Consider the following 25,412-nt stretch of genomic DNA (forward strand, 5'->3'; position numbering starts at 1 on the left):
TGAAACGGGCGCTTCTGCCTCGGGCAGGAAGCAGCCCAAAAAGCCGGCGTATCCGCGCCGCCGGGGGCGCGTTGGAGGCACTGGAGCCGACCTATTTCAGACAAGACGGCATTTGAGGAAGAAGGCGGCACAGATCGAAAGGAAATTGTATTTTTACGTACCCGTTTCCTTTCCACCTTTTCCACCTTTTTCCGCCTATGCTTCCTTCTTTACTCACTCGCTCCTGCCAACGCGTGTCGCGGGCGGTGCTGCCGCTGCTGGGCGGCTGGCTGCTGGCTGGCCCGGTGCAGGCCCAGATTTCGGCCTACACCTTTGCGCCTTCGGCCGGCACGTTCGTGCCGCTGCCCGCCACGGCCACCAACGTAGCGGCGCTGCGCACCGACGATGCCGTCTCGCCTACGATGCTGCCGCTGGGCTTCACGTTCGTGTTCGATGGCATGACCTATACGAGCGTGAAAGCCTGCTCCAACGGCTTTCTGTCGTTTAACCCCAGCGCTACCTACAACGTGGGCAACACGCTGGCTACCACGGCGGGCGCTTCCGAAAAGCCCCTGCTGGCCCCGCTCTGGGACGACCTTTCGGGCGACGCGGCTACCTCGCGGGCCAGTTACGAAACCAGTGGCACGGCCCCGAACCGCGTGTTCACCTTCGAGTGGAAAGACTGGAAATGGAGCTTCCAGGCCGGTAGTCCCAGCCTTTCCTTCCAGGTGAAGCTGTATGAGGGCTCCAACCGCGTGGAGTATATCTACCAGCCTACTGCCGCCGCGCCGGCGGCCGGCCCCAGCCTGGGGGCCTCCGTCGGGCTGGCCGGCAGCGTTTCCGGCACCACGCCGTCGCCATTTCTGAGCCTGAACAACCTCTCGGCGTCTCCCACGGCCAGCAGCACCACCGAAACCACCAACATCGTCACGATGCCCGCGGCGGGCCAGACGTACACCTTCGCCCCGCCCACCACGAGCACCTGCGAGCCGCCCACCAGCCTCACCGTCAGCAACATCAGCGCCAACTCGGCTCAGATCAGCTTTCAGGGCCGCGTGAATACCACTGGCTATACCGTCACGTATCAGCGCACCGGCGGCGCGGCGCAGACGGTGAATGTGACTGCGCCGGCTACTTCTACCATCCTCACGGGTTTGCAGACGGGCAGCGCCTACAGCGTATCGGTGACGGCCAGCTGCGGCAGCCAGACTTCGGCGGCGGCCACGGCTTCCTTCACCACGCTTTCGGGCTACTGCGTGAGCACGCTGGGCGGCAGCTGCGGCACCAATGGCTTCACGGCCGTGAATGTGCAGGGCACCAGCCTGAACGCCACCGGCCTGACCTGCACCGTGACGGGCGGCAACGCCTACACCAGCTATCCGGCCACGGGCAGCAACACCGGCACCGTACAGCGCGGCAGCACCTACCCGCTCAGCGTGAGCGCCGCCGGCAGCACCAGCGTTTCGGTCTGGATTGACTTTAACCAAGATTTTGTGTTCGATGCCTCGGAGTGGACGCAGGTGACCACCAGCGCCACGGGCGGCGTGCCGAGCACCGTAAACGTGCCCATTCAGGCCACGGCCCTGCTGGGCACTACCACCATGCGCCTGCGCAGCCGCTCCTCGGGCTCCAACAATGGCTCCGGCGATGCCTGCACTACGTTTGGCCTGGGCGAAACCAAGGACTTCACCATCACCATCGCGGCTCCTTCGGCCTGCCCGGCCCCGAGCGGCCTCACCGCTACGGCCATCACCAGCACCACCGCCACGCTGTCGTTCACGGCCAATGGAACCGGCCCGGTCACGCTCATCTATGGCCCCGACGGCTTCAACCCCGCCACCGGCGGCACGACCATCACCAACGCCACTTCGCCGGTTTCGCTGACGAACCTGACCCCGGCCACGCTCTACCAGTTCTACGTGCAGCAGAACTGCACCGGCACCGGCCTGAGCCCGAACGTGGGCCCGATTGCCTTCACCACCGTGCCGTCTAACGACGAGCCGTGCACGGCTCAGGTCCTGACGGTGAACCCAACGGCTTGCCGGGCCATAGCGGCCAGCAGCTACGGCGCTACCGTGGCTAACCCGGCCGTATCGGCCAGCGCCTGCTTCGGGGCCAATATCTCGCCGCGCGACGTGTGGTATAGCATCACGACCGCCGCTACGGGGCCGACCAGCACGGCCGTCCGAATCCTGGTGAGTGGCGGCGCGGCCAGCATCGTGCAGGGCATGCGCAGCACATCGGGCACCTGCAGCGGGCCATTTATCAACATCCGCTGCGTGGGCAATACTTCCAACGTGGCAGCCCCCGCCCTTGACCTGACCAGCCTGACACCTTCAACCACCTACTACGTGCGCGTGCACACCTACCAGCCCAATGATGCGCTGGGCCTGTTCAGCATCTGCGCCACCAACACCAGTGTGACCACCGGCGCGGCCGCTGCCATCACCGCGCCCGAGTGGTCGGTGTTCCCGTCGCCCAGCCACACGGGCCAGCTCACGGTGCGCCTGCCCCAGGGCACCAGCGGCCAGGTGCGCCTGCTGAATACGATGGGCCAGCTGATCCGGCAGCAGCCGCTTTCCGCCCAGAACGCGGAGCTGACCCTGAGCACCCGCGGGCTGGCCGCCGGCCTCTACACCGTGCAGGTGGAGGCCAACGGCAGCGTGCTGTCGCGCAAGGTGGTACTGGAATAAGCGCCTAAACGCGGCGCGGCTCTTTTTCGGTGGGCCGCTGCTTTACACAAAGAAAGCCCCGACATGCGTCGGGGCTTTCTTTGTGTAGGGGCTTTTAGAGAACTAAAAGAACTAGGTCATGCTGAGCCTGTCGAAGCATCTCGCCCGCTTCGTCCGGCTCCCCTCTCTTATGGAGAGGGGTCGGGGGTGAGGTTGCAACGAAGCGGGAGAGATGCTTCGACAAGCTCAGCATGACCCCGTTCTGGTGTCTAGCTTTGGCCTTCCCCCTTACCGCCTGCCCTCCTGCCCGCCCAGGTTCACCACAATGCCGAACTGGAATACTGAGTTGGCGGCTTTCAGATACTTGCGATGGCGCAGGCCGAAATTGCTGCCGCTGATGAACTGCAGCTGAATGGGTCCCAGGGCCTGAATGCGGGTGAAGGTAATGGGCTCGAAAAAGATGTTGCTTTCCGGGGCGTGGGGCTGGCCGTTGAGGGTGAAATTGTAGAGCTGCACGTAACTGGCCCGCATGGCCGCGCCATACGACATGGGGAAGTCGCGGCCGAACAGGTGCAGAGTTTTGCTTTCCTTCTTGCTGTAGTTTACCTGGAAGAAATACTTTTCCAGGTTGCCTTCCAGCGTTTGGGTGGTCACGTTTTCGCTGCTTTCGGTGCGCTTGGTGTGGCCCAGGCCGTAGCCGCCATAGAACTCGATAACGCGCTGGTCCTTCAGCCGGGTGAAGTAGCCCATGCCCAGCTCGCCAAAGTCGTGGTCAACGAACTCGCGGTTGGTTTTCTTGCCGAAGAAGGACTGCTTTTTATTGGAGTGTAGAAACGAGGCGCTGCCCAGCACGCCCACATGGTCGCCGAGGGCGTAGGCGCCCTGCAGGGCCGTATTGCTGCTGAAATTGGTGTGCAGGCCGCCGCTGAACTCGCCCTTCTGAGTGAGCAGCGGGGCCTGGGGCGGCGGCGGAAAATACAGCGACGCGCAGCCCGCCAGCGCCGGCAAAAAAGGAAGCAGAACAAGGCGAACCAGAACTCGCATAGGCAGCAGCCGGGGAAAAGTGTAGGGGCAAAACGAAAGCAGAACCGTTTTAGTGGACAGCCGCCCGCGTAAGCCGGCCGTATGCACCCTCATGCTGCGCTAAGTCGAAGCATGATGTTCAGTCTTGGACGAGCCTTCACCAGCAACCCGCCCAACTCTGCTTCCCCCGCCAATTTCTGCTTTTTATGCCTACTTTTTCCTACGATGCGCTGATTATTGGCTCCGGCCAGGCCGGAAACCCACTGGCCACGGCCCTGGCCGATGCGGGCCGGCGGGTGGTGCTGGTGGAAGAAAACCACTTGGGCGGTTCCTGCGTCAACTACGGCTGCTCGCCCACCAAGGCCCTGCTGGCCGCCGCCGAGCGGGCCCACCACATCCGCACCGCCGCCGAGTACGGCATCCGCGCCCAGGAGCCGGAAGTTGATTTTCCGGCCATCATTGCCCGCAAGGAAGCTTTGGTGCAGCATTCCCGCGCCGGCGTGCGCAGCAACCTCACCCAGGAGCACCCCGGCATCACGGTGCTGCACGGCCACGCCGCCTTCACCGGCCCGCACTCGGTGCGTGTGACCTTGGTGGAAGGCGACGAGCGGGAGATTGAAGCGCCGCTCATCTTCATCAATACCGGCACGCGCCCGGCCATTCCGCCGCTAGCGGGGCTGGAGGCCGTGCCCTACCTCACCACCACCGAGCTGCTCGACCTGCAAGAACTGCCCGAGCACCTGCTCATTCTGGGCGGCGGCTACATCGGGATGGAGTTCGGGCAGATGTTCCGGCGATTCGGCAGCCGCGTCACTATCATTGAGTCGGGAAAAAAGCTGCTGGAGCGCGAGGACGACGACGTGTGCGCCGCCATGCAGGAAGTGTTGGCGGCCGAGGGCGTGGAGCTGGTGCTGGGAGCTGAGGCGCGGCGCGTGTCGCGGAATGCGGCCGGGCAGCTTACCATATCGGCCCACACGCCGGCTGGCGAGCGGCGGCTGCACGGCTCCCACCTGCTCATCGCCACCGGCCGCACCCCCAATTCCGACAAGCTGGACCTGAGCAAAGCCGGCATCAAAACCGACGAAAAAGGCTATATCCGGGTAAACAGCAGCTTAGAAACCAACGTGCGCGGCATCTACGCCCTCGGCGACGTGCACGCCGGCCCGCAGTTCACCCACCTCAGCTACGACGACTACCGCGTGGTGCGCGACGCGCTGCTGCACGGCAAGCGCCGCTCGGCCCGGCAGCGCCCCCTGCCCTACACCGTTTTCACCGACCCGCAGCTGGGCCGCATCGGACTGAGCGAGGAGCAGGCCCAGGCGCAGAAAATCCCGTACCGCGTGGCCAAAATGCCGGTGCGCACCATCGGGCGGGCGCGGGAAACGGGCCGCACCACCGGCTTCTGGAAAGTGCTCGTCGACAGCCAGGACCGGATTCTGGGGGCCGCCATCTTCTGCGCCGAGGGCGGGGAGCTGATGACGATGTTCCAGCTGATTATGATGGGCCGGCTGAAATATCCGCAGTTGCAAAACATGATTATCGCCCACCCGACCTGGGCCGAGGGTATAAACAACGTGTTTGCGAAGCTGCAAGAGCCGGAGTAGGGTGCAACAGAACGTCATTCCGAGCAAAGCCGAGGAATCTCGCGTGCTGACGTTGCCAAGCTACCTGTCATCCTGAGCAAAGCGAAGGACCTTATGGGAGTAGAACGAGACGTTGTTACAATGACCGTTCAACTTCCATAAGGTCCTTCGCTTTGCTCAGGATGACAGAACTATATTAGTATCAGTAAGCGAAACCGCCACCTTCGCGCCCCGCACCAACCCAGCGGCGCTGCTGATGCGGGCCGTAATCTGGCTGTGAGCAAGGGCCACATCTACCTCGTAATAACTCCCTAAAAACCGCACTTCCTTAACCCGGCCGGCCCGGCCTTCGCCATCAAAGTTCAGGCGAAATTCTTCCGGCCGCACCAGCATTTCGGGGCCTTGTAGCTTCCGGCCGGCGGCTTTGGCCAGCGCCTTCGCATCAGCGCCTTTCAGCACCGAGTAGTCGCCGAACAGGCCAGCCGTGTAGGCATCCGTCGGGTGGCGGTAGATGCGCTCGGGCGTATCCTGCTGGATGAGCCGGCCTTGCTTGAGCACCAGAATCTCATCGGCCCAGGAAAGCGTGTCGGCCGGGTCGTGCGACACCAGCAGGCAGGTGATGGCCAGCTGCTCGCCCAGGTCGCGCACCACCGATTTGAGCAGTTGCCGGTGCACCCGGTCCAGGTTGGAGTAGGGCTCGTCGAGCAGCAGCAGGCGCGGGCCGGCCAGCAGCAGGCGGGCCAGGGCAATGCGCTGCCGCTCGCCGCCGGAAAGCTGATCGGTGCGGCGTGCACCCAGGTGGCCGATGCGGCACACTTCATACACGCGCCTCGCCTCGTCGTCCGCTTGGCGGTTGGCGTAGTGCAGCACCTGCTCCACACGCAGAAACTTCGGCAGCTCGAAGTGCTGCGAGAGGTAGGCAATGCCCGCGTGGCCCGGCACCAGCTGCTCCTGCGGTCCTTTTACCCGCGCCCCCGCAAAGCGCACTTCGCCGCTGTCGGGCTGGATAAGGCCGGCTATTATTTGCAGCAGCGTGCTTTTGCCGGCGCCGGTTTCGGCGGCCAGGGCCAGCTTTTGGCCCGGCTGCTGCGCAAAGCTGATGTCGTGCAGCACCACGCGGCCTTTTTCCTGCAACTGGATACCGGAAACGGTGAGTAAGCTCATGCCAACCAAATAGAAGCGAAAAGAAAGCGGCACCCTGGCCGCCGGGCGCAAGATACGGCCCCGCCGCGCCCGCTGCCGAAGCCGCTTCGGCGGGCTTCCGCTATGTTTGTATTTCGCTTCGCCCATTTCCCGCGCCATGACTGCCAAAACCCCGGATACCGCCCCCGAAAACTCCACTCTGCACCCGCGCAACGCCCACCAGGGCCGCTACGATTTCGCGCAGCTGGTGCAGGCCCTGCCGGCGCTGAAGCCCTTCGTGGCTCCCAACGCCTACGGCACCGAATCGGTAGATTTCGGCGACCCGGCCGCGGTGCGGATGCTAAACCGGGCGCTGCTGAAGCAGTTCTACGGCATCGAGCACTGGGATATTCCGGCCAACTACCTCTGCCCGCCCATCCCCGGCCGCGCCGACTACATCCACTACCTCGCCGATTTATTGGCCTCCGTAAATGAAGGCCAGGTGCCGCGCGGCAAGTCCGTGCGCGTGCTCGATGTGGGCGTGGGGGCCAACTGCATCTACCCCATCATCGGCCACCAGCAGTACGGCTGGCACTTCGTGGGCTCCGATACCGATGCGGTGGCGCTGCGCACCGCCAAAGCCATTGTGGGAGCCAACCCGGCCCTGACCGGCAACATCGACCTGCGCCAGCAGCCCGACTCGCGCCACATTCTGCACGGCATCCTAAAGCCCCGCGAGCAGTTCGACCTCACGCTCTGCAACCCGCCCTTCTACGCCTCGCTGGCCGAAGCCTCGGCCGACAACCGCCGCAAGCAGCACAACCTGGGCGTAAAGCACGGCACCAAGCCGGCGCCCAACCTGAACTTCGGCGGCCAGCCCGGCGAGCTGTGGTATCCCGGCGGCGAGGAAGCCTTCGTGCGCCGCATGGTGCAGGAAAGCGCCCAGATTCCGACCCAGGGCTTCTGGTTCACCTCGCTCATCTCGAAGAAAACCACCCTGCCCGGCATCTACAAAGAACTGCAATGGGCCAAAGCCTACGAAGTACGCACCATCGACATGGCCCAGGGCCAGAAGAAAAGCCGCTTCGTGGCCTGGACGTTTCTGGATGCCGAGCAGCAGCAGGCGTGGCGGCAGGCGCGGTGGGTGAAGGGGTGAGTTCTCGTTAAAACCAGTCTGCAGCGACGACGAGGATAGTATCTTGGGACGACCAGGGGTGGAACTAAAGAAGTAAAAGGGCACAGGCCCCAGGGCTTTTTTATTTGTTTTGAGCATTAATGACAGCAAGGCTAATAGTGATTGTATTGCTACCGTTTATTAACGCAATAATGATGAATTAATGGAATTTTGCTTCTGTTTTTAATAGACAAAACGCTGATACTATAGGGCATTTCAGGACAAAATCACATTAACCGAAAGGCATTGGAAGCACTCACGTTTATAGGAATTTTAATAATTATTTTTCTCGCAATAGCAATAACACCCGCGGTGTTGACTTATTTCATTCCGAAAAAGCTTGGATATCCAAAAACAGCAAAATATTTAACAGCAATTTATGCAATATCAGCACTAGCTATTACATTTTTTATCGTATTTGAAGACCAATTTTTCACAAAGAACGACGCCAGAAAATTGGTAGAAGAACAAGAAGTTAAGTTGATAGATGAATTTACTTTAGTGGAAAACGAATCGATGTTCGCGATAGGTGATTACTACCATACCTTTACGTTAAAAATATCGGCGCGTGATAGGCAACAAATAATAAATGAGATTAAAAAATCGAAAAGCCATAAATCCAAAAACAACTCCATCGAAGACCTGCTTTACCAGAACGACAATAGGTATTTCGGGCCAAAAATTGTTCAAATTTATGAAACCGACAAATCATACATTAGAGAATACTTTAAACCAAGCGGGCGACAAGGTTACGCACCTACATTTAGAAGAATATCAATAAGCAAAACAGAAAATAAGTTAATATTTGAAGACATTAATGAATAGAAAAATGGCTAACTGGCGCGAGTCTAGCGCAGCATAACTCGTGACCAGCTATTATATAAAGTGTGTACCTCCATTGCCGCAATGCGGCAAACTGGAGCCGCGCCAATAGTTAACAACTGTATCGTTACAGCGGATTAGGCGCATCCTCATGGCATGAAAAGGCACGAGTTACGCTGCGCTAAACTCGCGCCAGCAACATCCCGAAATAAACGCAAACAGCCCCCGCAACTTCCATTGCGGGGGCTGTTTGAATTCCGAATACAGGCGCTTACTTCGCGTAGGCCACCGCCCGCATTTCGCGAATCACGGTAATTTTAATCTGGCCGGGATACTGCATTTCCTTCTCGATTTTCTGCGAGATTTCGTAGCTCAGCTCCTGGGCGCGCTCGTCGGTTACGTTGTCGGCATTCACCATCACGCGCAGCTCGCGGCCGGCCTGGATGGCGTAGCACTGCAGCACGCCGGCAAAGCCCACGGCGGTTTCTTCGAGCTGCTTGAGGCGCTTGATGTAGCTTTCCATCATCTCGCGGCGGGCACCGGGGCGGGAGCCCGAAATGGCGTCGCAGGCCTGCACGAGCGGCGAAATCATGGCCGTCATCTCAATTTCGTCGTGGTGGGCGCCGATGGCGTTGACCACGTCGGGGTGCTCCTTATACTTCTTGGCCATCTCCATGCCCAGGATGGCGTGGGGAAGCTCGGGCTCCTCGGTGCTCACCTTGCCGATGTCGTGGAGCAAGCCGGCGCGCTTGGCTTTCTTCACGTCGAGGCCCATTTCGGCGGCCATCGTGGCGCAGAGATTAGCTACTTCGCGCGAGTGCTGGAGCAGGTTCTGGCCGTAGGAGGAGCGGAAGCGCATCCGGCCCACCATCTTAATCAGCTCGGGGTGCAGGCCGTGAATGCCCAGGTCAATGATGGTCCGCTCGCCGATTTCGACGATTTCCTCGTCGATGTTCTTGCGGGTTTTGGCCACGATTTCCTCGATGCGGGCCGGGTGAATGCGGCCGTCCTTCACCAGCAGGTGCAGCGACAAACGCGCCACCTCGCGGCGCACCGGGTCGAAGCCGGAGATGATGATGGCCTCAGGTGTATCGTCCACAATGATTTCGACGCCGGTAGCGGCTTCCAGGGCGCGGATGTTGCGACCCTCACGGCCAATAATCTTGCCTTTTACGTCGTCGGATTCAATGTTGAAAATCGACACGCAGTTTTCGATGGCATGCTCGGCGGCGGTGCGCTGAATGGTTTCGAGCACCACTTTCTTGGCGTCCTTGGTGGCCGAAAGCTTGGCCTGGGCCACCACGTCCTTGATGTAGGATGAGGCCTGAATCTGGGCTTCGTTCTTGAGCGACTCCACCAACTGCTCGCGGGCTTCGGCGGCGGTCAGGCCCGAAATTGTTTCGAGCTGGTGCTGCACCTGGCTGAGCTGGGCGTGAAGGGCCTCGCGGGTGCTTTCCAGCTCCTCTTCTACTTCCTGCTCGCGTTGCTGAAGCTTAGCCAACTGGGTTTCCAGAGTGGCTCGGCGCTTTTCTTCCTGGGCATCGAGCCGCTCGCGCTGCTGGGCCGAGTCGTTCTGGAGCTTTTCGCGCAGGGCGTCGAGGTCCTGCTCCTTTTTCTGGAGCTGCTCCAGCTGGCGCTGGGTGGTGAGGGTGAGCTGCTTGATGCTCTGCTCCTGCTCTACCACGCCCTGGCGGCGCTGGGTCAACTCGGCGTCGAGCTCCTGTTTCTGGCGCTTGCTGTCCTGCTCAAATTCGTTTTTGAGCTGGCGAAACTTGTCTTTCGACTGCTGAATCCGCTCGTCGCGGGTGCGGGTGGCCTGGGCTTCGGCCTCCTGGAGGATGAGTTGGGCGCGGGCTTTGGCGTCGGATTCGTGGTCAAGGTTGACCTTGCCGGCCAGCCGGCGCCCCACCACAATGCCAACCCCAAGGGCAAGCACGGCGGCCAGGATGATATACAAAATGTCGGGCATGAGCTATGGTTTTTGAAGGTGGGGAAGAAACCATAACACGGGAATTTTGCCGACGACGAACGAAGGACGGAGCCGCTTGCCCCACCCGATTCGAGTCTGAAACCTATGCCAGCGCCCGGCGCCTTAGCCGAGCACCACCCCCGAAAGCAGCTCGTCCAAACGCGCGAGGCGTTCGGTCAGCGCGGCATCGGTGCCGTCCTTTTCCTTGCTGACCTTCAGGCCGTCAGCCATGGTGGACAAGGCAATCATGGCCAGCAGATCCTGCTTGTCCTGAATGCCGTACTGCTCGCGAAATTCCTTGATCCGCTCGCCCAGCAGGCGGCCCGCCAGGCGCAGGCGCTCCTCCTCCTGCGGGGCCACCCGCATCGGGTAATCCCGGTCGGCAATGCGGATTTTGATGGAAAGTTCGCTCATCGGAGCAGGTGTCGTAAGGGTTGATGGTGGCTATTCTCTCAAATAGGCAAGGCACTTATCTATTTCGCGGATATATTCGTTGAGGCGAAGTTTCAGCTCGTTTGCGTTGGCAGGTTCCCCTGCTATGGTATTGACAAGTTTAGCGATATTCTCCTGATTCTGGAAATCCTTGAGCTGCCGCTCCCGGTCGCGCACGTCGGCGCGCAGCTGCTGAATGGTGGTGTTGGCATCGGCCAAATCCTCGCGCAGCCCCTGATAGGCAGCCACTAACGACGTGACTTGTCGTTCGAGACGGTCTAGTTGGGCAAGCTGCTGGGAAGAGGCCATCGGAGAGGAAATATTTTGAGGCTAATGTAAGACGAAGTTACGGGCTATAGTACTTCGCGCTTAAAGTTGCGCTTTAACCTTCCGGGGGCGGAATGCAGATTGCCTTCCGTTGAATGTCATTCCGAGCATGTGGCGCATCAAGCCAGGGACTGAGGCACCTCGCTGGACATGATCTGTCATCCTGAGCTTGCGAAGGACCTTATCACGTTCGAACGACTCGTTCGAACGTGATAAGGTCCTTCGCAAGCTCAGGATGACAGATTCCTTTGGACTACCGCCGAATAACCGCCCCGGCCTGCTGCTCGAACTGCTGGATCAGGCGCTGCATCACCGAGTCGATGGCCTGCTCGGTGAGGGTTTGGGTGGCATCCTGGAGGGTGAAGCTCACGGAGTAGGACTTCTTGCCCGCGCCCAGGTTTTCGCCCTCGTACACGTCGAATACGTTCAGGCTTTGCAGCAGCTTTTTCTCGGTGCGCTGGGCAATCTGGCGGAGCTGGTCGAAGGTGACGGTTTTATCGACGACCAGTGACAGGTCGCGGCGCACCTCGGGGAACTTGGGCAGCTCGCGGGCCGTGAGGGTGTTTTTGTACTTCTTCACCAGCCAGTCCCAGTCCAGCTCGGCGTACCACACGGGCTGGCTTACGTCGAGGCGCTTGAGCACGGCCCCAGACACGGCCCCGAGCTGCGCTACGGGCTGATTCTGGGCCAGCAGCGTGAGGCCGCCGGCCAGGTAGGCGTGCTGCACCGGCTGCGACATCGGTTGCGGGAAACCCAGCGAGGCCAGCACCTGCTGCACGGCCCCGGCCAGCTGGTGGTAGGTCGCCTTATCGGATTTCTGCTGCCAGGTTTCGGGGGCGGTGTTGCCGGTGAGGTAGAGGACGAGCTTATTCTTCTCCGAGTACTTACCGTCAGCGGCGCGGTGGTAGGTTTTGCCGAACTCGTAGAGCCTCAGGTCGCGCTGGCGGCGGTTCACGTTGTAGCGAATCACCTCCAGACCCGAATGCAGCATGGTGGGGCGCATGACATTCAGGTCGGCGCTGTTGTAGTTCAGAATCGGCACCAGCTCCTCGTTTTTCTCGCCGGCCTTCTCGAAGTAGAGCGAGTTGGTAAGGGAGTTGGTAATGATTTCGGAGAAGCCCTGGCCGCTGAGCAGGCGGGCCGTGTTCTGGCGCACCACTTCCGGGTCGGGGTTTGGGAACTTGGCCAGATACGAAGCCGAGTTGTGGGGGCGCAGAGCCACGTGGTTGTAGCCGTAAATGCGCAGGATTTCCTCAATCACATCGGCCTCGCGGGTCACGTCCACCTTGTGGGGCGGAACAGACAAAATCCATTCGGCGTGGCCGGCTGCGTCCTCGTTTTCCTCCGAAATAAGAATGTCGAGGTCGGTGAGAATCTGGCGGATGCGCTCCGGGGCAATGAACTGGCCCACCAGCCGCTCGACGCGGGGCAGGCGCAGCCGCACGGCCGTGTGGCCAATGTGGTTCGGGTACTCATCAACGATAGGCGCAGCCGCAACAGCGCCGGCTACTTCCTGCAGCAGCAAAGCGGCGCGCTTCAGGGCCACGGGCACCATGTGCGGGTCGGTGCCGCGCTCGAAGCGGAAGGAAGCGTCAGTTTTGAGCTGGTGCACCTGCGCCGACTTGCGCACGGTGGCGGGCTGGAAGTAGGCGCTTTCCAGAAACACGCGCGTGGTGGCATCCGTTACGCCCGAGGTCTGGCCGCCGAACACGCCGGCCAAGGCCATCGGCGTGCCATTCGCGTCGGCAATAACCAAATCGGCGGCTTTCAGGGTGCGCTCGGTGCCGTCGAGGGTGGTGAACTTCTCCCCTTCCGCGGCCCGCTTCACGATAATCTTCTGGCCCGTAATCTGGTCGGCGTCGAAGGCGTGCAGGGGCTGCCCCAGCTCGTGAAGCACGAAGTTGGTTGCGTCCACCACGTTGTTGATGGGCGACAGGCCGATGCTGCGCAGGCGGCGCTGCAGCCACTCCGGCGACGGGCCCACTTGCACGTTTTCGAGCAGCAGACCGGCGTAGCGCGGGTTGGCTTCCTGGTCCTGAATCTCAACGGCAATATTCCGCTCCGCCGTGGCCGGAGCGTGGAAGTGACTGATGTCGGGCAGGTGGCAGGGCTGGCGCAGCAGGGCGCGCAGCTCGCGGGCCACGCCGTAGTGGGAGGCCGCGTCGGCGCGGTTGGGCGTGAGGCCGATTTCGAAGACCGAATCGGAGCCCAGGCCGAAGTAGTCGGCGGCGGGGGTGCCGTTGGGCAGGTCGGTGTCCAGCTCCATAATGCCGGCGTGCGAGGTGCCCAGCCCGATTTCGTCCTCGGCGCAGATCATGCCCTCCGACGCTGCGCCCCGGATTTTGGACTTCTTGATCTTGAACGGCTCGCCCTGCGCGGGGTAGAGCTGCGCGCCTTCCAGAGCCACTACTACTTTCAGGCCGGCCCGCACATTGGCGGCGCCGCACACAATCTGGCGGGGCGTGCCGTCGCCCACATCCACAGTGGTCAGGCTGAGCTTGTCGGCGTCGGGGTGCTTTTCGCAGGTCAGCACGGTGCCCAGCACCAGGCCGCGCAGACCGCCGCGGATGCTTTCCAGCTCCTCAATGCCTTCCACTTCCAGCCCCGAGCCGGTGAGCAGCTTACCGATTTCCTCGGCGGGTTGGTGGGCAGGAATAAGCGTGCGGAGCCAGTCGAGGGATATTTTCATGGTTGAGTTGCCAGTTGCAGATTGCCAGCAGCATGGCCGGCAGAGGAAACAAAGGTACGGAATCGGGCGGGCGGCGAAAACGACGACCTGAGCCCATATATCAATCGAACCTCCATACTCTGGCGGCGCCCGGCATGACGGTCCGATTGGTCAGGCCAGCGCCCTTAATGCTTGTGCCCGGTGTGGTCGGTTTCGGGGAAGCTTTTCTCACCGGCTTTCACTTCCACAGCTAGGCGGTTTTCCTGGGGGGGCACGGGGCAGGCGAAGCTGCCCCCGTAGGCGCAATAAGGGTTATAGGCCTGGTTGAAGTCCAGCGTTACCTCGTCTTCGCCGGGCGGCGGCGGGGCCACGTCGAGGTAACGGCCGCCGCCGTAAGTAGCGAAGCCGTTGGTTTTGTCGGTGAAGGCCAGGAAGAGCTTGCCGTCCTGGTCGTCGAGCTTGAGCAATACGGTGAGCTGCTGCGGAGTGCCGTTCAGCTCAAATCTGGCCTGGCCCCAGCGCAGGTAGGTTTCGGTTTTGCCGTCGGTGAGCGGAATCTGAACGGTTTCGCCCTTGGTGGAGCGCTCCAGCCGGGCATCTACCACGTAGCTTTTGTCGGGCAGGAAGTAGCGCAGGCTGTCGAACTGGTCGCGCTGCTCGGCGGTGAGGGGCGAATTTTTGGCGCGGCGAAACGAGTCGTTTTTCTCCTTGCGGATCTTGTTGATGCCGGCGGCAAACTGGTTGTTGCCCAGCACCAGATCTTGCAGGAAGTAGCCGAAAATGACCAAAAGGCCGAAAGCGAGGAGAAGCTTGGGGTTGATACGCAACTTGGGGAATGTTAAATGTTGGATGTTAAATGGTGAATCGTTTGTCATCCTGAGCTTGCGAAGGACCTTATGGGATTAGAACGAGTCGTTGTTACAAATCCCGTTCTAATTCCATAAGGTCCTTCGCAAGCTCAGGATGACAAACGATTCAACCCTCAAAATTCAACATTTCTACAGAATGCCTTCGTCGGCGAAGCTGTAGTAGCCCAGGTCGGTATAGATCAGGTGGTCGAGCACCGGCAGATCCAGGAACTGGCCGGCTTCCTTGAGCTTGCGGGTGAGGGCAATATCGGCGGCCGAGGGGCTGCGGTTGCCGCTGGGGTGGTTGTGCACCAGAATAATGCTGCTGGCCAGCTGTTCCAGGGCTTCTTTAAAAATCAGCTTCGGGTCGGCCACGGTGCCGGCTACGCCGCCGCTGCTGATGCTGACTTTGCGCATCACCACGTTGGCGCGGTTCAGCAAAATCACCCAGAACTCCTCGTGGGGCAAATCCTGCAAGTGCGGGCGCACGGCGCTATAAATGTCGCGGGAGCAGGTGATGGTGACGCGGGCGGCGGCGGCGGTTTCCTTACGGCGGCGGCCCAGTTCCAGCGCTGCGATAATGGTAATGGCTTTGGCCTCGCCGATGCCTTTGTGGCGCATCAGATCTTTGAGCGAGAGGCGGGCCAGCTCGTTGAGGTCGTTCTGCACGGCGGCCAGAATCAGCTTGGCCACATCTACGGCGGAGAGCTTGGCGGTGCCCGAGCCCAGCAGAATGGCCAGCAGCTCGGCCTCAGAAAGGGCGGTGCGGCCCTTCTGCATCAGCTTTTCGCGGGGCCGGTCCTCCTCAGCCCAGCTCTTGATGCTGAAGCTGGCAGGGGTTTGATAAGGCGTAGGAACCGGTAATTCTTCGGACAGATTGTCAAACGATTTCATCTGGTATTGGTGTTGCAGGGCGTAGCGGATAAAGTAAAGCCGGGCGCTGTTCGTCTGGTAAAGTAGCCGGCGGCGACCAAAACTTACGCCCGCCGGAGTAGTTTCTTCCCTAGTTATGCAAAGAATCATCACCAGCGCCGTGTTTGTGGCGCTTTTGTTAGGCATCGATTGGTACGTGTTTCAGGCCGTGCGCACCGTTAGCCAGGGCGCTTCGGCTACCATCCAACGCTTCATTTCGGGCGGCTACTGGCTGCTCACCCTCATTTCGCTGCTGGGCATTGCCTGGATGGCCGTGTCGCGCGGCACGCCGCCCACGGCGTTACGCACCTACCTCACCAGCGCCATCCTGGTGCTGTTTGTGTCGAAGCTGGTGGTGGTGTTGTTTCTGCTGCTGGATGACGCGGGGCGATTGGTGCGCTATGCCATCAGCAAATTTGGCGACCAGCCCGCGCCCGTCGGCTCCGACGGCAGCCCCGGCATTTCGCGCAGTCAGTTCATTAGCCGGCTGGGGCTGGCCATGGCCGCCATTCCCTTCACCTCGCTGCTCTGGGGCATGGCCAAGGGCGCTACCGACTACCAAGTGAAGCGCGTGGTGCTGAAATTCCCGAACCTGCCCGCTTCCTTCGACGGCTTCAAGCTGCTCCAGATTTCGGACCTGCATACCGGCTCTTTCAATGCCAACCCCGAGCCCCTGGAACGTGCCGTGGCGCTCATCAACAAGCAGAACGCCGACGTGGTGTTTATGACCGGCGACTTGGTCAACAACATTGCCACCGAAGTGGAGCCGCACATCGAGACGCTGGCCAAAATCCGGTCGAAGCATCCGATTTATTCCATTCTGGGCAACCACGACTACGCCGACTATGTGGACTGGAGCGCCCAGGGCGGCGCGGCGGCCAAAACCGCCAACCTGGACCGCCTGAAGCAGAACCACGCCAAAATAGGCTGGCAATTGCTGCTGGATGAAAGCCACCACATTGAGCGCAACGGCGACCGGATAGCGGTGCTGGGCGTGCAGAACTGGGGCGCGCAGATGCGCTTTCCAAAGTATGGCAACCTGGCCCAGGCCCACGCCGGCAGCGGCGACGCGGCCTTCAAAATCCTGCTCTCGCACGACCCTTCGCACTGGGAGGCGCAGGTGCTGGAATACCCGGATATTGACCTTACGCTCTCGGGGCACACCCACGGCATGCAGTTCGGCGTGAATCTGCCGGGCTTTAAGTGGAGCCCCGTGCAGTATGTATACAAGCAGTGGGCCGGCCTGTATCAGCAGGGCCGACAGCACTTGTACGTGAATACCGGCCTGGGCTTTATCGGCTATCCGGGGCGGGTGGGCTTCCTGCCCGAAATCACCGTTTTTGAGCTGCGCCGGGCCTAGGCGCGCCGTTTTTGCCTTTTCCTAAAAAGCCTTTCCATTGCACAATGGAAAGGCTTTTTGCATTCGATGCAGAGCAAAAGGTAACCGCAATAATATCAGACCCGTATATGCGCCATCATTGATTTTTGGAGTATTTCCTCTTTCAACCATCCCCCTGACCATGAAAACTTCCCTCCTGTTTCTGTCCTGTGCGGCTACGCTGGCTATGGCTTCCTGCTCGCAGGAAAAAACCGTCGATACCACCACCGACGGCGGCATGACCACCACCACGACCACCACGACCACCACCACGCCGGCCTATACCGATGAGGCCTACAACAGCCGCGCCGACCGGATTGCCGCCGATATGGCCGCCAAAATGAAGCTCGACGATGCCACCCGCACCAAGGTGCGCACCGTGTACTACAACCGCGAAAAGCGCTTCGGCGATCTGCAAAGCAAATACGCTACCGACACCACCGGCCGCGCCGCCGCCATGCGCACCGTGTACATGGATACGGACAAAGAGCTGAAAACCGTTTTCACCGACCCCACCCAGTATTCGGCCTACGAGTCGAGCCGCCAGGATTACTACGAGGACCGCTACTTGGACAACGACGCCATGTCGTCGTCTACTTCAGGTATGGATAGCACTGGCAGCATGGGCTCGTCGTCGGGCATGAGCTCTTCGGATAACATGACCTCGTCGGACAACTCGAACATGGCCAGCGGCACCGATGCCGGCGTGACCAAGATGAAAGCCAAAGCCGAAGACGGCAGCAAAATCAAGATGAAAGACAACGGCAAGACGAAAGTCAAAGATGCCGAGGGCAATAAGTCGAAGACGGAATAGGTATTCCGGCTTCGCCGTAAGCTGATTAAAAAAGCCCGTTTCCTTTCGGAAACGGGCTTTTTATTGCCTCCGGGGTCCGATAACCGCAGCCGGAGCCGCGCCGTATAGGGGTCATTGCCGGAAGTCTATATCCGGCCGCACCTATTTTCTTTTTTCAATGAAAAACTTCCCCCTGATTCTGCTGACCGCCGCTGCCGGTGCCCTGACTACCGCCGCGTGCACCCAGGATAAAAAAGTCGAAACCACCACCACGACTACTACGGCCCCCACGGCCGGCGACACGGCCATCGTGGTGAACAATGCCGATGCCGACTACCAGGACCGCGCTGACCGCATTGCCAACCGCTTTGCCAACGACATGAGCCTGACCGACTCGGTGGTGGTGACCAAAGTACGCACCGTGTATTACAACCGCGCCCGCAACCTGGGCAACCTCAACCAGCAGTATGCCACCGACACGGCCGGCCGCTACGCCGCCGCCCGCGCCGTGAACGTGCAGGCCGATAACGACCTGCGCACCGCCCTGAACAGCCCCGACAAGTACCGCCAGTACGAAACCAACCGCCTCAACTACGCCGATGAGCGCTACGTGAGCGGCGACCCCGAGCCCGTGACGGTCACGACGACGACCACCACTACGGCCGCGCCGGCCCCTGTGAGCCGCGTGCGCACCAGCGGCCCGCGCAAAGCGGTGAAAAAGCTGGAAAACGACGACGACAGCCACAAAGTGAAGTACACCGACGGCTCGAAGCGGAAAGTGGAGAAAGACGGCGACATCAAAATCAAGCGGGCCGACGGCACCAAGGTGAAGATTGATGCCGACGGCGAGCGGACGGTGAAGCGCTTCTAAATTCGGCCAATGCATTAGGAAAGAGCCCGCGCCTGCAACGGTGTGGGCTTTTTTTGGCTCAAGAGTTGGCTACCTTGCACGCCGCGGCGTTTAGTTTTCCTCTGATGATTGGTTTGTCTCTTTCCGGGTCCCGTTCCGTTTTTTTCCGGTTTTTCTTTGTGCTGGCGCTGTTGCTGCCCACGGCGGTGGCCTCCGCGCAGGTGCGCGTATCGGGCACTATTTCTACGCTGGCGGGCCGCCGGCCCATTGCCGGCGCGGCGGTGCTGGTGCAGGGCACCCCCAGAGGCACGATGGCCAACAGCGAGGGCGACTTCACCATCGACGTGGCCAATACCGACACGCTTATGTTCCGGGCCGTGGGCTTCAAGCCCCAGCGCCTGCCCCTGAACCGCACGGGCCTTTCCCAAATCATCGTGCAGATTTATATGGTGCGCGACAGTATTCAGCTGGGTGAAGTGCGCATTCAGGAAGACCGTCCCGACCGCACCCAGATAAACCGCGCCCTGCGCAACATGCGGCGGCCGGCTCCTTCTGCCAACGTGGTGCGCCGGCCGCCCGCACCCAGGCCGCTGTTCCCCATCGATACCATTGCCCCGCGACTACCCGTGCCCACACTGGCCAGCCCACTCAGCCTGATCTACGAGCAGTTTTCGCGCGCCGGCCAGGAGCGCCGCAAGATGGCCGAGATTGAAGCCGAAAATAAAGCCCTGGAAGCCGAAAAAGCCCGCCGCAAATACAACCGCAACTTCAAGGACAACAAGGGCTATGAGTGATTTAGTGACTTAGCGATTTAGTGAGTTTGACGTTCTGTTTGCGCCACTTGCGCTAGCAAAACACCAAACTCACTAAATCACTAAGTCACTAAATCACCTTTTTTTCCGTAAGCGGGAGCATGAAAATTGGCTATCCCTGCGTCAACGAGTCGCTCGACTGTTCTGCTGCTTCCACGTTTCGGCTGGCTTCCTACTCGGCGGAGCGGGTTGAGACTACCGTGGCTGGCAACCTGGCCTGCCTGCAGCGCATTCTGGAATACAATGTGGCCCACGGGCTGCGCTTCTTCCGCATCGGCTCCGGCATCGTGCCCTTCGGCTCGCACCCCATCAATACCTTTCCCTGGCAGACGCGCTTCGCGGCGGAGTTCCGGGCCATCGGCGACTACATCCGGGCCGAGAATATGCGCGTGTCGTTGCACCCCGACCAGTTTGTGGTGCTGAACTCGCCCAACCCGGATATCGTGCAGCGCAGTATAGAGGAGCTGATTTACCAAGGCACCATGCTCGATCTGATGGAGATGGACAGCACGGCCAAGCTGCAGATCCATGTGGGCGGGCTGTATGGCGACCGGGACGCGGCCATTGCCCGCTTCATTGCCACCTACCACACCTTGCCCGAAGCCGTGCGCCGCCGGCTGGTGATTGAAAACGATGACCGCCTCTTCAGCCTGCACGACTGCCGGCGCGTGCACGAAGCAGTGGGCATCCCCGTGCTGTTCGACAACTTTCACCACGAATGCCTGAACCACGGCGAGCCGATGGCCGAGGCCCTGCGCCAGGCCGCCGCCACCTGGCACCCCACTCACGACGGCGTGCTGATGATGGACTACAGCTCGCAGCAGCCCGGCGAGCGGAAAGGTAAGCACACCAGCACGCTGGAAGAAACCCTGTTCCGCGAGTTTCTCACCCACCTGCACGGCCTCGACGTAGATATCATGCTCGAAATAAAAGACAAGGAGGCCAGCGCTTGCCGCGCCATTGGGGTGCTGCGCGAGCTGCAGCTGGTGGCCGCCGAAGCCGCTTCCCTTTCCTGATTCCTCTTCCATCATCACCCTTTTTCTTTCCTAATGGCAACTGAAACCACCGGCGTTGACCGCCTGAACGAAACCGTGAAAGCCCTGCAGAACGGCCTCACGGCCCTGCCCCTGAGCGCGGCAATGGATAACACCGAAGCCTGGCAGCAGGAGTTTCTGCAGAGCGGCATTCCGGGCCTGCAGGATATTGCCCGCGAAATTGGCACGCTGCAGTCGCTGCTCACGGCAAGCAAGCTCAACGGGCCGGCCATCGGCTCCTCGCTCAGCCTGCTGGGCACCCAGACCAATCAGCACGCCTTCCAGGCGCCCGCCGACCAGCAGAAAGCCCTCCGTGCCCTCGGCGACCTGCTCCTGCGCCTCGCTGGCGATTTGCAGGCTGTCAAAGGCAAGTAGTCGGCCGACTCTATAATCCATAAAAAAACCGCCTGCATAGCTGCAGGCGGTTTTTTTATGGATTGATGAATGCGTTACCTAGCGCGGGCTCGGCGTGGTGGTGGTCCGCTGGGTGTTGCGCTTGCGGGTGGTGCGGTTGGTGGTGTTCATCTTCCGGCGCTCGGTGCCCTGGCCCACGGTTCTGCGCTCCGTGGTTTGGGTTTGCGTCGTGCTCATGTCCGTGGTGCTGCGCGGCTCGCGGGTCGACTGATCCATGGTTCCCTGGTTCATTGTGCCCTGATTCGTGCCTTGGTTCATCGTGCCCTGCTCGGTGGGGCGCTGATTGATGGTGCCGGGATTGGTAGTCGTGGTGGGGTTGGTGGGCGGCACGGTGGTCTGGTTCATGCTGCCGGACTGCTGGGGCGAGGTGGGCGTGGTTTGGGCCTGAGCGGCACCAGCGGCGAAAAGCAGAACAGCGAGCAGCTTGATTTTCGTTTTCATAGCCTGGATTGTAAAATGAAGTGAAAAAATGAAATTATTGCAAACCAGCGCTTTATACGGCGCTGGCCGCCCCAAAGTCGAATAGGAACAATATTTTAAACAAGAAGCCCGCTTACAGAGCTGTAAGCGGGCTTCTTGTTTAAAATCAACTCTCCCGGATTAGGGCCGGCGGTTCACGGCATTGAGGTCTTCGAAGGCCTGCTTGAGGCGCGCCACGAAGGTTTCCTCGCCCTTGCGCAGCCACACGCGCGGGTCGTAGTACTTCTTGTTGGGCGAGTCGGCGCCGGTGGGGTTGCCGATCTGGCCTTGCAGGAAGCCTTCGTTTTTCACGTAATTATCCTTGATGCCCTGCCAGAAGGCCCACTGCAGGTCGGTATCGAGGTTCATCTTGATGGCCCCGTACGAAATAGCCTCGCGGATTTCTTCCTGCGAAGAGCCCGAGCCGCCGTGGAACACGAAGTCGATGGGCAGCGCCTCCTGGATATTGTGCTTCTGGCGCAGGAACTCCTGGGAGTTGTGCAGAATCTTGGGCTGCAGCTTCACGTTGCCGGGCTTGTACACGCCGTGCACGTTGCCGAAGGCCGCCGCAATGGTAAAGCGCGGGCTGATGGCGCTGAGTTGCTCGTAGGCGTAAGCCACTTCCTCGGGCTGGGTGTAGAGCTTGGAGCTGTCCACATCGGAGTTGTCCACGCCGTCTTCCTCGCCGCCGGTCACGCCCAGCTCGATTTCCAGCGTCATGCCGATTTTGGCCATGCGCTCCAGGTAGCGCTTGCAGATTTCGATGTTCTCCTCAATCGGCTCCTCCGAGAGGTCGAGCATGTGGGAGCTGTAGAGCGGCTGGCCGTATTGGGCGAAGTGCTTCTCGCCGGCATCGAGCAGGCCATCAATCCAGGGCAGCAGCTTCTTGGCGGCGTGGTCGGTGTGCAGCACCACGGGCACATCGTACAGCTCGGCCATGAGGTGCACGTGCTGGGCCCCGGAAATAGCGCCGGCGATGCTGGCCTGCTGCTTGTCGTTGGGCAGCGACTTACCGGCGTAGAACTGCGCCCCGCCGTTGGAGAACTGAATCATCACCGGCGAGTTCACGGCCTTGGCCGTTTCGAGCACCGCATTCACGGTGTTGGTGCCCGTCACGTTCACGGCGGGCAGGGCAAAGGCGTTGGCCTTGGCGTACCGGAACAGGGATTGAACTTCGTCGCCGTGCAGGACGCCGGCGCGCAGGCCGGTAAGGGTTGGTGCTGACATAGAAAGGAATGAAGGGTGGGTTCTGGAAAGCGAATTTGGGAGTTATCGGCCAGACTACAAGCGCCCGCCGCTGATAGCGCCGTGGGTTGGCCTAAAGGTACTACCTGAACGCAGGACTCGGCTACTGCACCCGCGTCAGGCGCAGGTAGTCGAGCATGGCCTGGTTCACGTCGCCGTTCATGTTCTCGTTTTCAGCGTCAAAAGTCAGCTGCAGCGTCTGAGAGCCTTTTTCCAAGCGGGTCAGAATCGGGTTGGAGAAGCCCCAGTCCGACCACTCGTCCACGCCGCGCTGGGGCAGCACCACGGAGCCCAGCACTTCCGCCCCGCGCCGCAGTGTGCGCAGGGCGCACTTGTTGCTGGTGTTGATGGGGCCGTTGCCGTTGGCGTAGCGAAAATCGAGGGCGTAGAGGCCGGCCGCGGGCACCTGCACTTTCAGCGCAATGGTGCGGTTCAGCGTTTTGCTGATTTCGACGAAGCCCGCGCCGGTGTAGCCTTTGTAGGGCTTGCCGGATTTGGGCGCGGCTTTTTCCAGCTCGTAAGTCAACTGAAACGGCTCGGCCAGCATGGGCAGGGGCTCACTGGCAAAGCTTTCGTAGCCCTCAGTGTCCAGGGCCAGCACCTGGTATTCGGTGTAGGCGGTGGGCGCGGGCACGGCGTAGCTGGTTTCGGTGGTGCGGGCCGCAAACTGGCCATTGCGCAGCACCTGGTAGGCTTTGGCCCCCTCCACGGCGGCCCAGCTCAGGCGGTCGGCGGCGTAGCGCACGGCTGGCGTCATGGGGGCTACGTGGTGGGCCACTTTGTTTTGCGCGGCCGCCGCCGGCACGTCATTGCTCAACTCGATGCGGATGCTGTGCGGGCCGGTGAGCGTAGCGGGCACGGCGGCCTCGGGCAGCACCTGGCCATCGAGCGTGATGCGGCGGATGCCGTGGCCGAAACCAGTCATTTCGATGCTGAGCACGGCCTGCCGATACCGGAAGTTGCTGAGCGTGCGGGGGCCTCGCAAAGCCTGCGGCACGAAGGGCTGAAACACGAGCCGGTCGGCCTGAAAATCCATCCCGAACAGCCCCTTATACACCAGCCCCAGCGTGCCCGAAAGGCTCCAGAGCATGTTGCTACTGTTGATCTGGGTGCCGGCGAAGTCGCCGTTGGAGGCCACGAAGTTTTCCTTGTCGGTGAGGAACAGCGCCGCCGGGCGGGCCACGGCCATCAGGCTCTCCATAAAGGCCGTTTCATTGCCGACTTTGGCGGCCGCCAGCCCCCAGTAGCTCTGCACAAAGGGCCACACGGCGTTATTATGGTAGGGCGGAATGCCCGAAATCTGCGGGTAGATGCAGGGAATGCCGAAGTCCATGACGGGCGTGCGGGCTACCACCGTCTGGGCGCGGGTGCCTTCGGTAGCGCCAAACAGCACCGTAAGCGCCTCGCCCAGGGCCTCGCTCTTGGGCGAAAGCACCGGAAACAGGCGGCCGTAGCGGTATTGGGCGTAGTAGCCCTTTTCTTCGAGCCACAGGTGCTGGTTGATGCCGGCCTTGATGCGGTTGGCGCGGGTTTGGGCCTGGCGGGCCACGGCGGCCTCGCCCAGCTGCGCGGCCATTAGGGCCAGCACGCAGTTGCCCTGATAGTGGGCGGCATTGGTGCCCAGGTTCTGGCTCTGGTAAATATCGGCAGGCTGCATCCACTTCGGGTAGGTCTGCTCGCGCCAGTCCAGAAACGACGATTCGCCGCGCACCAGGCCGGTGGTGGCATCGTAGGCGTTGTGCTCATCATCCTCAATAGACGCTTTGATGATCGGGAACACCTTGCGCAGCCACTGCTCGTCGCCGGTGGTCAGGTAGATTTCCCAGGCCGCCGTAGCCCAGATGATGCGGTCGGTGGAGCACGGATACGCGCCGCCGGTGCCGGTATCCTGCACGATGCGGCCAGCCGGGCTCACCTTGCGCAGCAGGCTGGTTTTAGCCGCTTCGGGCTGCAGCAGGGCCTGGGCCAGAATGATGCTGTAGCTGATGTCGCGCGTCCAGACGCCAGCCCACTCCTTGCCGGTACGGAAGGTGCCATCGGGCTCCACGGCCCGCTTGGCTTCTTCCAGCGCCAGATTATACAGCGCATCAAGCATCGGAAAATCCGACGCCAGCTGGGGCAGGTCTGCCACATCCAGGCTGGCCTGCCACTCGCCCAGGGTAGTTTTCTGGTCCGAATGAGCATTGAGCACTACCGTGGCCTCGTAGATTCCGTCGCCGTCGGGGTCTTTCAGCTCTAGCTGGGGCTTGTTGATGAGGTTGTCAAAATCCCAGCTCAGCGGTGTGGTGTTGCCGGCCACAAAAACGTGCTTGAAGTCGTCTTTGTAGAGCTTCTGACCATTGTAGAGCTGGTAAAAGCCCTTGGCCTTAAACGCCGCCAGCACGGGCCGCAAATCCAGCCGGATGCGCAGCGGCGTGTTCGGGGCCAGGTAGGTATTGGCCGGCACCGGGGTTTTATCCACATACTGCTGCCCGAATACGATAACCGACGTTTCGAGCGGCTGGCCGTCCTGGGGCAGGGCCACGAATACGTGGTCCTGGCCGGGCTGCATCTCGTTGTCCTTGCCGTTGAGGCTGAACTTGAAGCTCACCTGCGGGCTCTGAAACTCGTTGGCCGGGCTCTGGTAGTTTGAAGTGAGGTGCGTGCGCGACCGGGCGCGGGCCACGTAGCGGCCCTGCACCACACTGTCGCGGTACACGCTATAGGCCCCCGACTGCCACACCAGCGGCGCGAGAGCGGGAGCGGAAGCGGAATCAGTAGAAGCCGGCATTTTCTGCGTTTTGCAGGCGCTAAGCAGCGAAGAAGCCAGCAGCAGCCCGGTGGCGAGACGAGGGTAGTTCATAAGCAATAGCAGGTAGCGGGCGAAAGTGCGGAAGGCCCGAAAATACGGTATGCG

The 25,412-nt window shown here is 61.0% G+C and carries 21 protein-coding genes; 10 read left to right on the forward strand and 11 right to left on the reverse strand.

Going from position 1 to position 25,412, the window contains the following annotated elements; genetic code table 11:
* The first annotated feature begins 197 nt into the window (after positions 1-197).
* Positions 198-2,672: a fibronectin type III domain-containing protein gene (locus tag BUB62_RS10055; RefSeq protein ID WP_084538969.1), complete on the forward strand. Its 2,475-nt coding sequence runs from the start codon at positions 198-200 to the stop codon at positions 2,670-2,672.
* A gap of 267 nt (positions 2,673-2,939) precedes the next feature.
* Here the strand turns inward: BUB62_RS10055 and BUB62_RS10060 are convergent, their stop codons facing one another.
* Entirely contained in the window at positions 2,940-3,695 is a 756-nt protein-coding gene (locus BUB62_RS10060) for a flagellar basal body L-ring protein FlgH (RefSeq protein WP_073109445.1), read from the reverse strand.
* Positions 3,696-3,880: 185 nt separating this feature from the next.
* Here BUB62_RS10060 and BUB62_RS10065 point away from each other — a divergent pair, with 185 nt between their 5' ends.
* Entirely contained in the window at positions 3,881-5,278 is a 1,398-nt protein-coding gene (locus BUB62_RS10065) for a mercuric reductase (RefSeq protein ID WP_073109447.1), read from the forward strand.
* A gap of 156 nt (positions 5,279-5,434) precedes the next feature.
* On the opposite strand, the gene BUB62_RS10070 is transcribed toward BUB62_RS10065, so the two are convergent.
* A complete protein-coding gene (locus tag BUB62_RS10070) occupies positions 5,435-6,421 on the reverse strand; it encodes an ABC transporter ATP-binding protein (RefSeq protein WP_073109450.1) in 987 nt (328 codons plus the stop codon).
* 136 nt (positions 6,422-6,557) lie between these two features.
* On the opposite strand from BUB62_RS10070, the gene rlmF reads away from it, so the two are divergent.
* On the forward strand, positions 6,558-7,535 hold the full coding sequence (gene rlmF / locus BUB62_RS10075) for a 23S rRNA (adenine(1618)-N(6))-methyltransferase RlmF (RefSeq protein ID WP_073109453.1): 978 nt from the start codon (positions 6,558-6,560) through the stop codon (positions 7,533-7,535).
* 264 nt (positions 7,536-7,799) lie between these two features.
* Entirely contained in the window at positions 7,800-8,378 is a 579-nt protein-coding gene (locus BUB62_RS10080) for a hypothetical protein (RefSeq protein WP_073109456.1), read from the forward strand.
* A 268-nt stretch (positions 8,379-8,646) separates the two neighbouring features.
* Here BUB62_RS10080 and rny read toward each other — a convergent pair whose 3' ends face one another.
* The 6 genes from rny to radC form a co-directional block, all read right to left on the reverse strand.
* On the reverse strand, positions 8,647-10,344 hold the full coding sequence (gene rny / locus BUB62_RS10085; protein WP_073109459.1) for a ribonuclease Y: 1,698 nt from the start codon (positions 10,342-10,344) through the stop codon (positions 8,647-8,649).
* 123 nt (positions 10,345-10,467) lie between these two features.
* Positions 10,468-10,758, reverse strand: coding sequence for a cell division protein ZapA (locus BUB62_RS10090; RefSeq protein ID WP_073109462.1), 291 nt, complete (start codon positions 10,756-10,758; stop codon positions 10,468-10,470).
* A gap of 30 nt (positions 10,759-10,788) precedes the next feature.
* Positions 10,789-11,085: a hypothetical protein gene (locus BUB62_RS10095; protein ID WP_073109464.1), complete on the reverse strand. Its 297-nt coding sequence runs from the start codon at positions 11,083-11,085 to the stop codon at positions 10,789-10,791.
* A 271-nt stretch (positions 11,086-11,356) separates the two neighbouring features.
* Entirely contained in the window at positions 11,357-13,792 is a 2,436-nt protein-coding gene (pheT, locus tag BUB62_RS10100) for a phenylalanine--tRNA ligase subunit beta (protein WP_073109467.1), read from the reverse strand.
* Between the two features lie 164 nt (positions 13,793-13,956).
* Positions 13,957-14,598 (reverse strand): DUF1684 domain-containing protein, encoded by a 642-nt coding sequence (locus BUB62_RS10105; protein WP_073109469.1) that lies wholly within the window; start codon positions 14,596-14,598, stop codon positions 13,957-13,959.
* A gap of 171 nt (positions 14,599-14,769) precedes the next feature.
* Positions 14,770-15,513, reverse strand: a complete 744-nt coding sequence (radC, locus tag BUB62_RS10110; RefSeq protein ID WP_073109472.1) for a RadC family protein — start codon at positions 15,511-15,513, stop codon at positions 14,770-14,772.
* Positions 15,514-15,628: 115 nt separating this feature from the next.
* On the opposite strand from radC, the gene BUB62_RS10115 reads away from it, so the two are divergent.
* From BUB62_RS10115 to BUB62_RS10140, 6 genes are all read left to right on the forward strand, one after another.
* Positions 15,629-16,891, forward strand: coding sequence for a metallophosphoesterase (locus BUB62_RS10115; RefSeq protein ID WP_073109474.1), 1,263 nt, complete (start codon positions 15,629-15,631; stop codon positions 16,889-16,891).
* Between the two features lie 160 nt (positions 16,892-17,051).
* Positions 17,052-17,723: a hypothetical protein gene (locus BUB62_RS10120; RefSeq protein WP_073109477.1), complete on the forward strand. Its 672-nt coding sequence runs from the start codon at positions 17,052-17,054 to the stop codon at positions 17,721-17,723.
* Between the two features lie 157 nt (positions 17,724-17,880).
* A complete protein-coding gene (locus BUB62_RS10125; protein ID WP_073109480.1) occupies positions 17,881-18,573 on the forward strand; it encodes a hypothetical protein in 693 nt (230 codons plus the stop codon).
* A gap of 104 nt (positions 18,574-18,677) precedes the next feature.
* A complete protein-coding gene (locus BUB62_RS10130; RefSeq protein ID WP_084538972.1) occupies positions 18,678-19,346 on the forward strand; it encodes a carboxypeptidase-like regulatory domain-containing protein in 669 nt (222 codons plus the stop codon).
* A gap of 119 nt (positions 19,347-19,465) precedes the next feature.
* Entirely contained in the window at positions 19,466-20,380 is a 915-nt protein-coding gene (gene uvsE / locus BUB62_RS10135) for a UV DNA damage repair endonuclease UvsE (RefSeq protein ID WP_073109485.1), read from the forward strand.
* A gap of 33 nt (positions 20,381-20,413) precedes the next feature.
* Positions 20,414-20,773, forward strand: coding sequence for a hypothetical protein (locus BUB62_RS10140; protein ID WP_073109487.1), 360 nt, complete (start codon positions 20,414-20,416; stop codon positions 20,771-20,773).
* Positions 20,774-20,851: 78 nt separating this feature from the next.
* Here BUB62_RS10140 and BUB62_RS10145 read toward each other — a convergent pair whose 3' ends face one another.
* The 3 genes from BUB62_RS10145 to BUB62_RS10155 all read right to left on the reverse strand — a co-directional run bounded on the left by BUB62_RS10145 (position 20,852) and on the right by BUB62_RS10155 (position 25,358).
* A complete protein-coding gene (locus tag BUB62_RS10145; RefSeq protein ID WP_073109490.1) occupies positions 20,852-21,253 on the reverse strand; it encodes a hypothetical protein in 402 nt (133 codons plus the stop codon).
* A 159-nt stretch (positions 21,254-21,412) separates the two neighbouring features.
* The gene (gene fbaA / locus BUB62_RS10150; RefSeq protein ID WP_073109493.1) at positions 21,413-22,498 is read right to left on the reverse strand and encodes a class II fructose-bisphosphate aldolase; all 1,086 of its coding nucleotides are present in this window, start codon (positions 22,496-22,498) and stop codon (positions 21,413-21,415) included.
* 121 nt (positions 22,499-22,619) lie between these two features.
* Positions 22,620-25,358 carry an alpha-L-rhamnosidase-related protein gene (locus BUB62_RS10155; protein ID WP_073109496.1) on the reverse strand — a complete coding sequence of 913 codons (2,739 nt, stop codon included), beginning with the start codon at positions 25,356-25,358 and terminating at the stop codon, positions 22,620-22,622.
* Positions 25,359-25,412 lie beyond the last annotated feature (54 nt).

It is taken from the genome of Hymenobacter daecheongensis DSM 21074 (assembly GCF_900141805.1).
Classification (GTDB): domain Bacteria; phylum Bacteroidota; class Bacteroidia; order Cytophagales; family Hymenobacteraceae; genus Hymenobacter; species Hymenobacter daecheongensis.

What these genes read in the sequence shown, in the direction of transcription:
- BUB62_RS10055 (WP_084538969.1), top strand. Translation starts at nt 198, where the DNA reads ATGCTTCCTTCTTTACTCACTCGCTCCTGCCAACGCGTGTCGCGGGCG.
- BUB62_RS10060 (WP_073109445.1), bottom strand. Translation starts at nt 3,695, where the DNA reads ATGCGAGTTCTGGTTCGCCTTGTTCTGCTTCCTTTTTTGCCGGCGCTG.
- BUB62_RS10065 (WP_073109447.1), top strand. Translation starts at nt 3,881, where the DNA reads ATGCCTACTTTTTCCTACGATGCGCTGATTATTGGCTCCGGCCAGGCC.
- BUB62_RS10070 (WP_073109450.1), bottom strand. Translation starts at nt 6,421, where the DNA reads ATGAGCTTACTCACCGTTTCCGGTATCCAGTTGCAGGAAAAAGGCCGC.
- rlmF (WP_073109453.1), top strand. Translation starts at nt 6,558, where the DNA reads ATGACTGCCAAAACCCCGGATACCGCCCCCGAAAACTCCACTCTGCAC.
- rny (WP_073109459.1), bottom strand. Translation starts at nt 10,344, where the DNA reads ATGCCCGACATTTTGTATATCATCCTGGCCGCCGTGCTTGCCCTTGGG.
- BUB62_RS10090 (WP_073109462.1), bottom strand. Translation starts at nt 10,758, where the DNA reads ATGAGCGAACTTTCCATCAAAATCCGCATTGCCGACCGGGATTACCCG.
- BUB62_RS10095 (WP_073109464.1), bottom strand. Translation starts at nt 11,085, where the DNA reads ATGGCCTCTTCCCAGCAGCTTGCCCAACTAGACCGTCTCGAACGACAA.
- pheT (WP_073109467.1), bottom strand. Translation starts at nt 13,792, where the DNA reads ATGAAAATATCCCTCGACTGGCTCCGCACGCTTATTCCTGCCCACCAA.
- radC (WP_073109472.1), bottom strand. Translation starts at nt 15,513, where the DNA reads ATGAAATCGTTTGACAATCTGTCCGAAGAATTACCGGTTCCTACGCCT.
- BUB62_RS10115 (WP_073109474.1), top strand. Translation starts at nt 15,629, where the DNA reads ATGCAAAGAATCATCACCAGCGCCGTGTTTGTGGCGCTTTTGTTAGGC.
- BUB62_RS10120 (WP_073109477.1), top strand. Translation starts at nt 17,052, where the DNA reads ATGAAAACTTCCCTCCTGTTTCTGTCCTGTGCGGCTACGCTGGCTATG.
- BUB62_RS10125 (WP_073109480.1), top strand. Translation starts at nt 17,881, where the DNA reads ATGAAAAACTTCCCCCTGATTCTGCTGACCGCCGCTGCCGGTGCCCTG.
- BUB62_RS10130 (WP_084538972.1), top strand. Translation starts at nt 18,678, where the DNA reads ATGATTGGTTTGTCTCTTTCCGGGTCCCGTTCCGTTTTTTTCCGGTTT.
- uvsE (WP_073109485.1), top strand. Translation starts at nt 19,466, where the DNA reads ATGAAAATTGGCTATCCCTGCGTCAACGAGTCGCTCGACTGTTCTGCT.
- BUB62_RS10140 (WP_073109487.1), top strand. Translation starts at nt 20,414, where the DNA reads ATGGCAACTGAAACCACCGGCGTTGACCGCCTGAACGAAACCGTGAAA.
- BUB62_RS10145 (WP_073109490.1), bottom strand. Translation starts at nt 21,253, where the DNA reads ATGAAAACGAAAATCAAGCTGCTCGCTGTTCTGCTTTTCGCCGCTGGT.
- fbaA (WP_073109493.1), bottom strand. Translation starts at nt 22,498, where the DNA reads ATGTCAGCACCAACCCTTACCGGCCTGCGCGCCGGCGTCCTGCACGGC.
- BUB62_RS10155 (WP_073109496.1), bottom strand. Translation starts at nt 25,358, where the DNA reads ATGAACTACCCTCGTCTCGCCACCGGGCTGCTGCTGGCTTCTTCGCTG.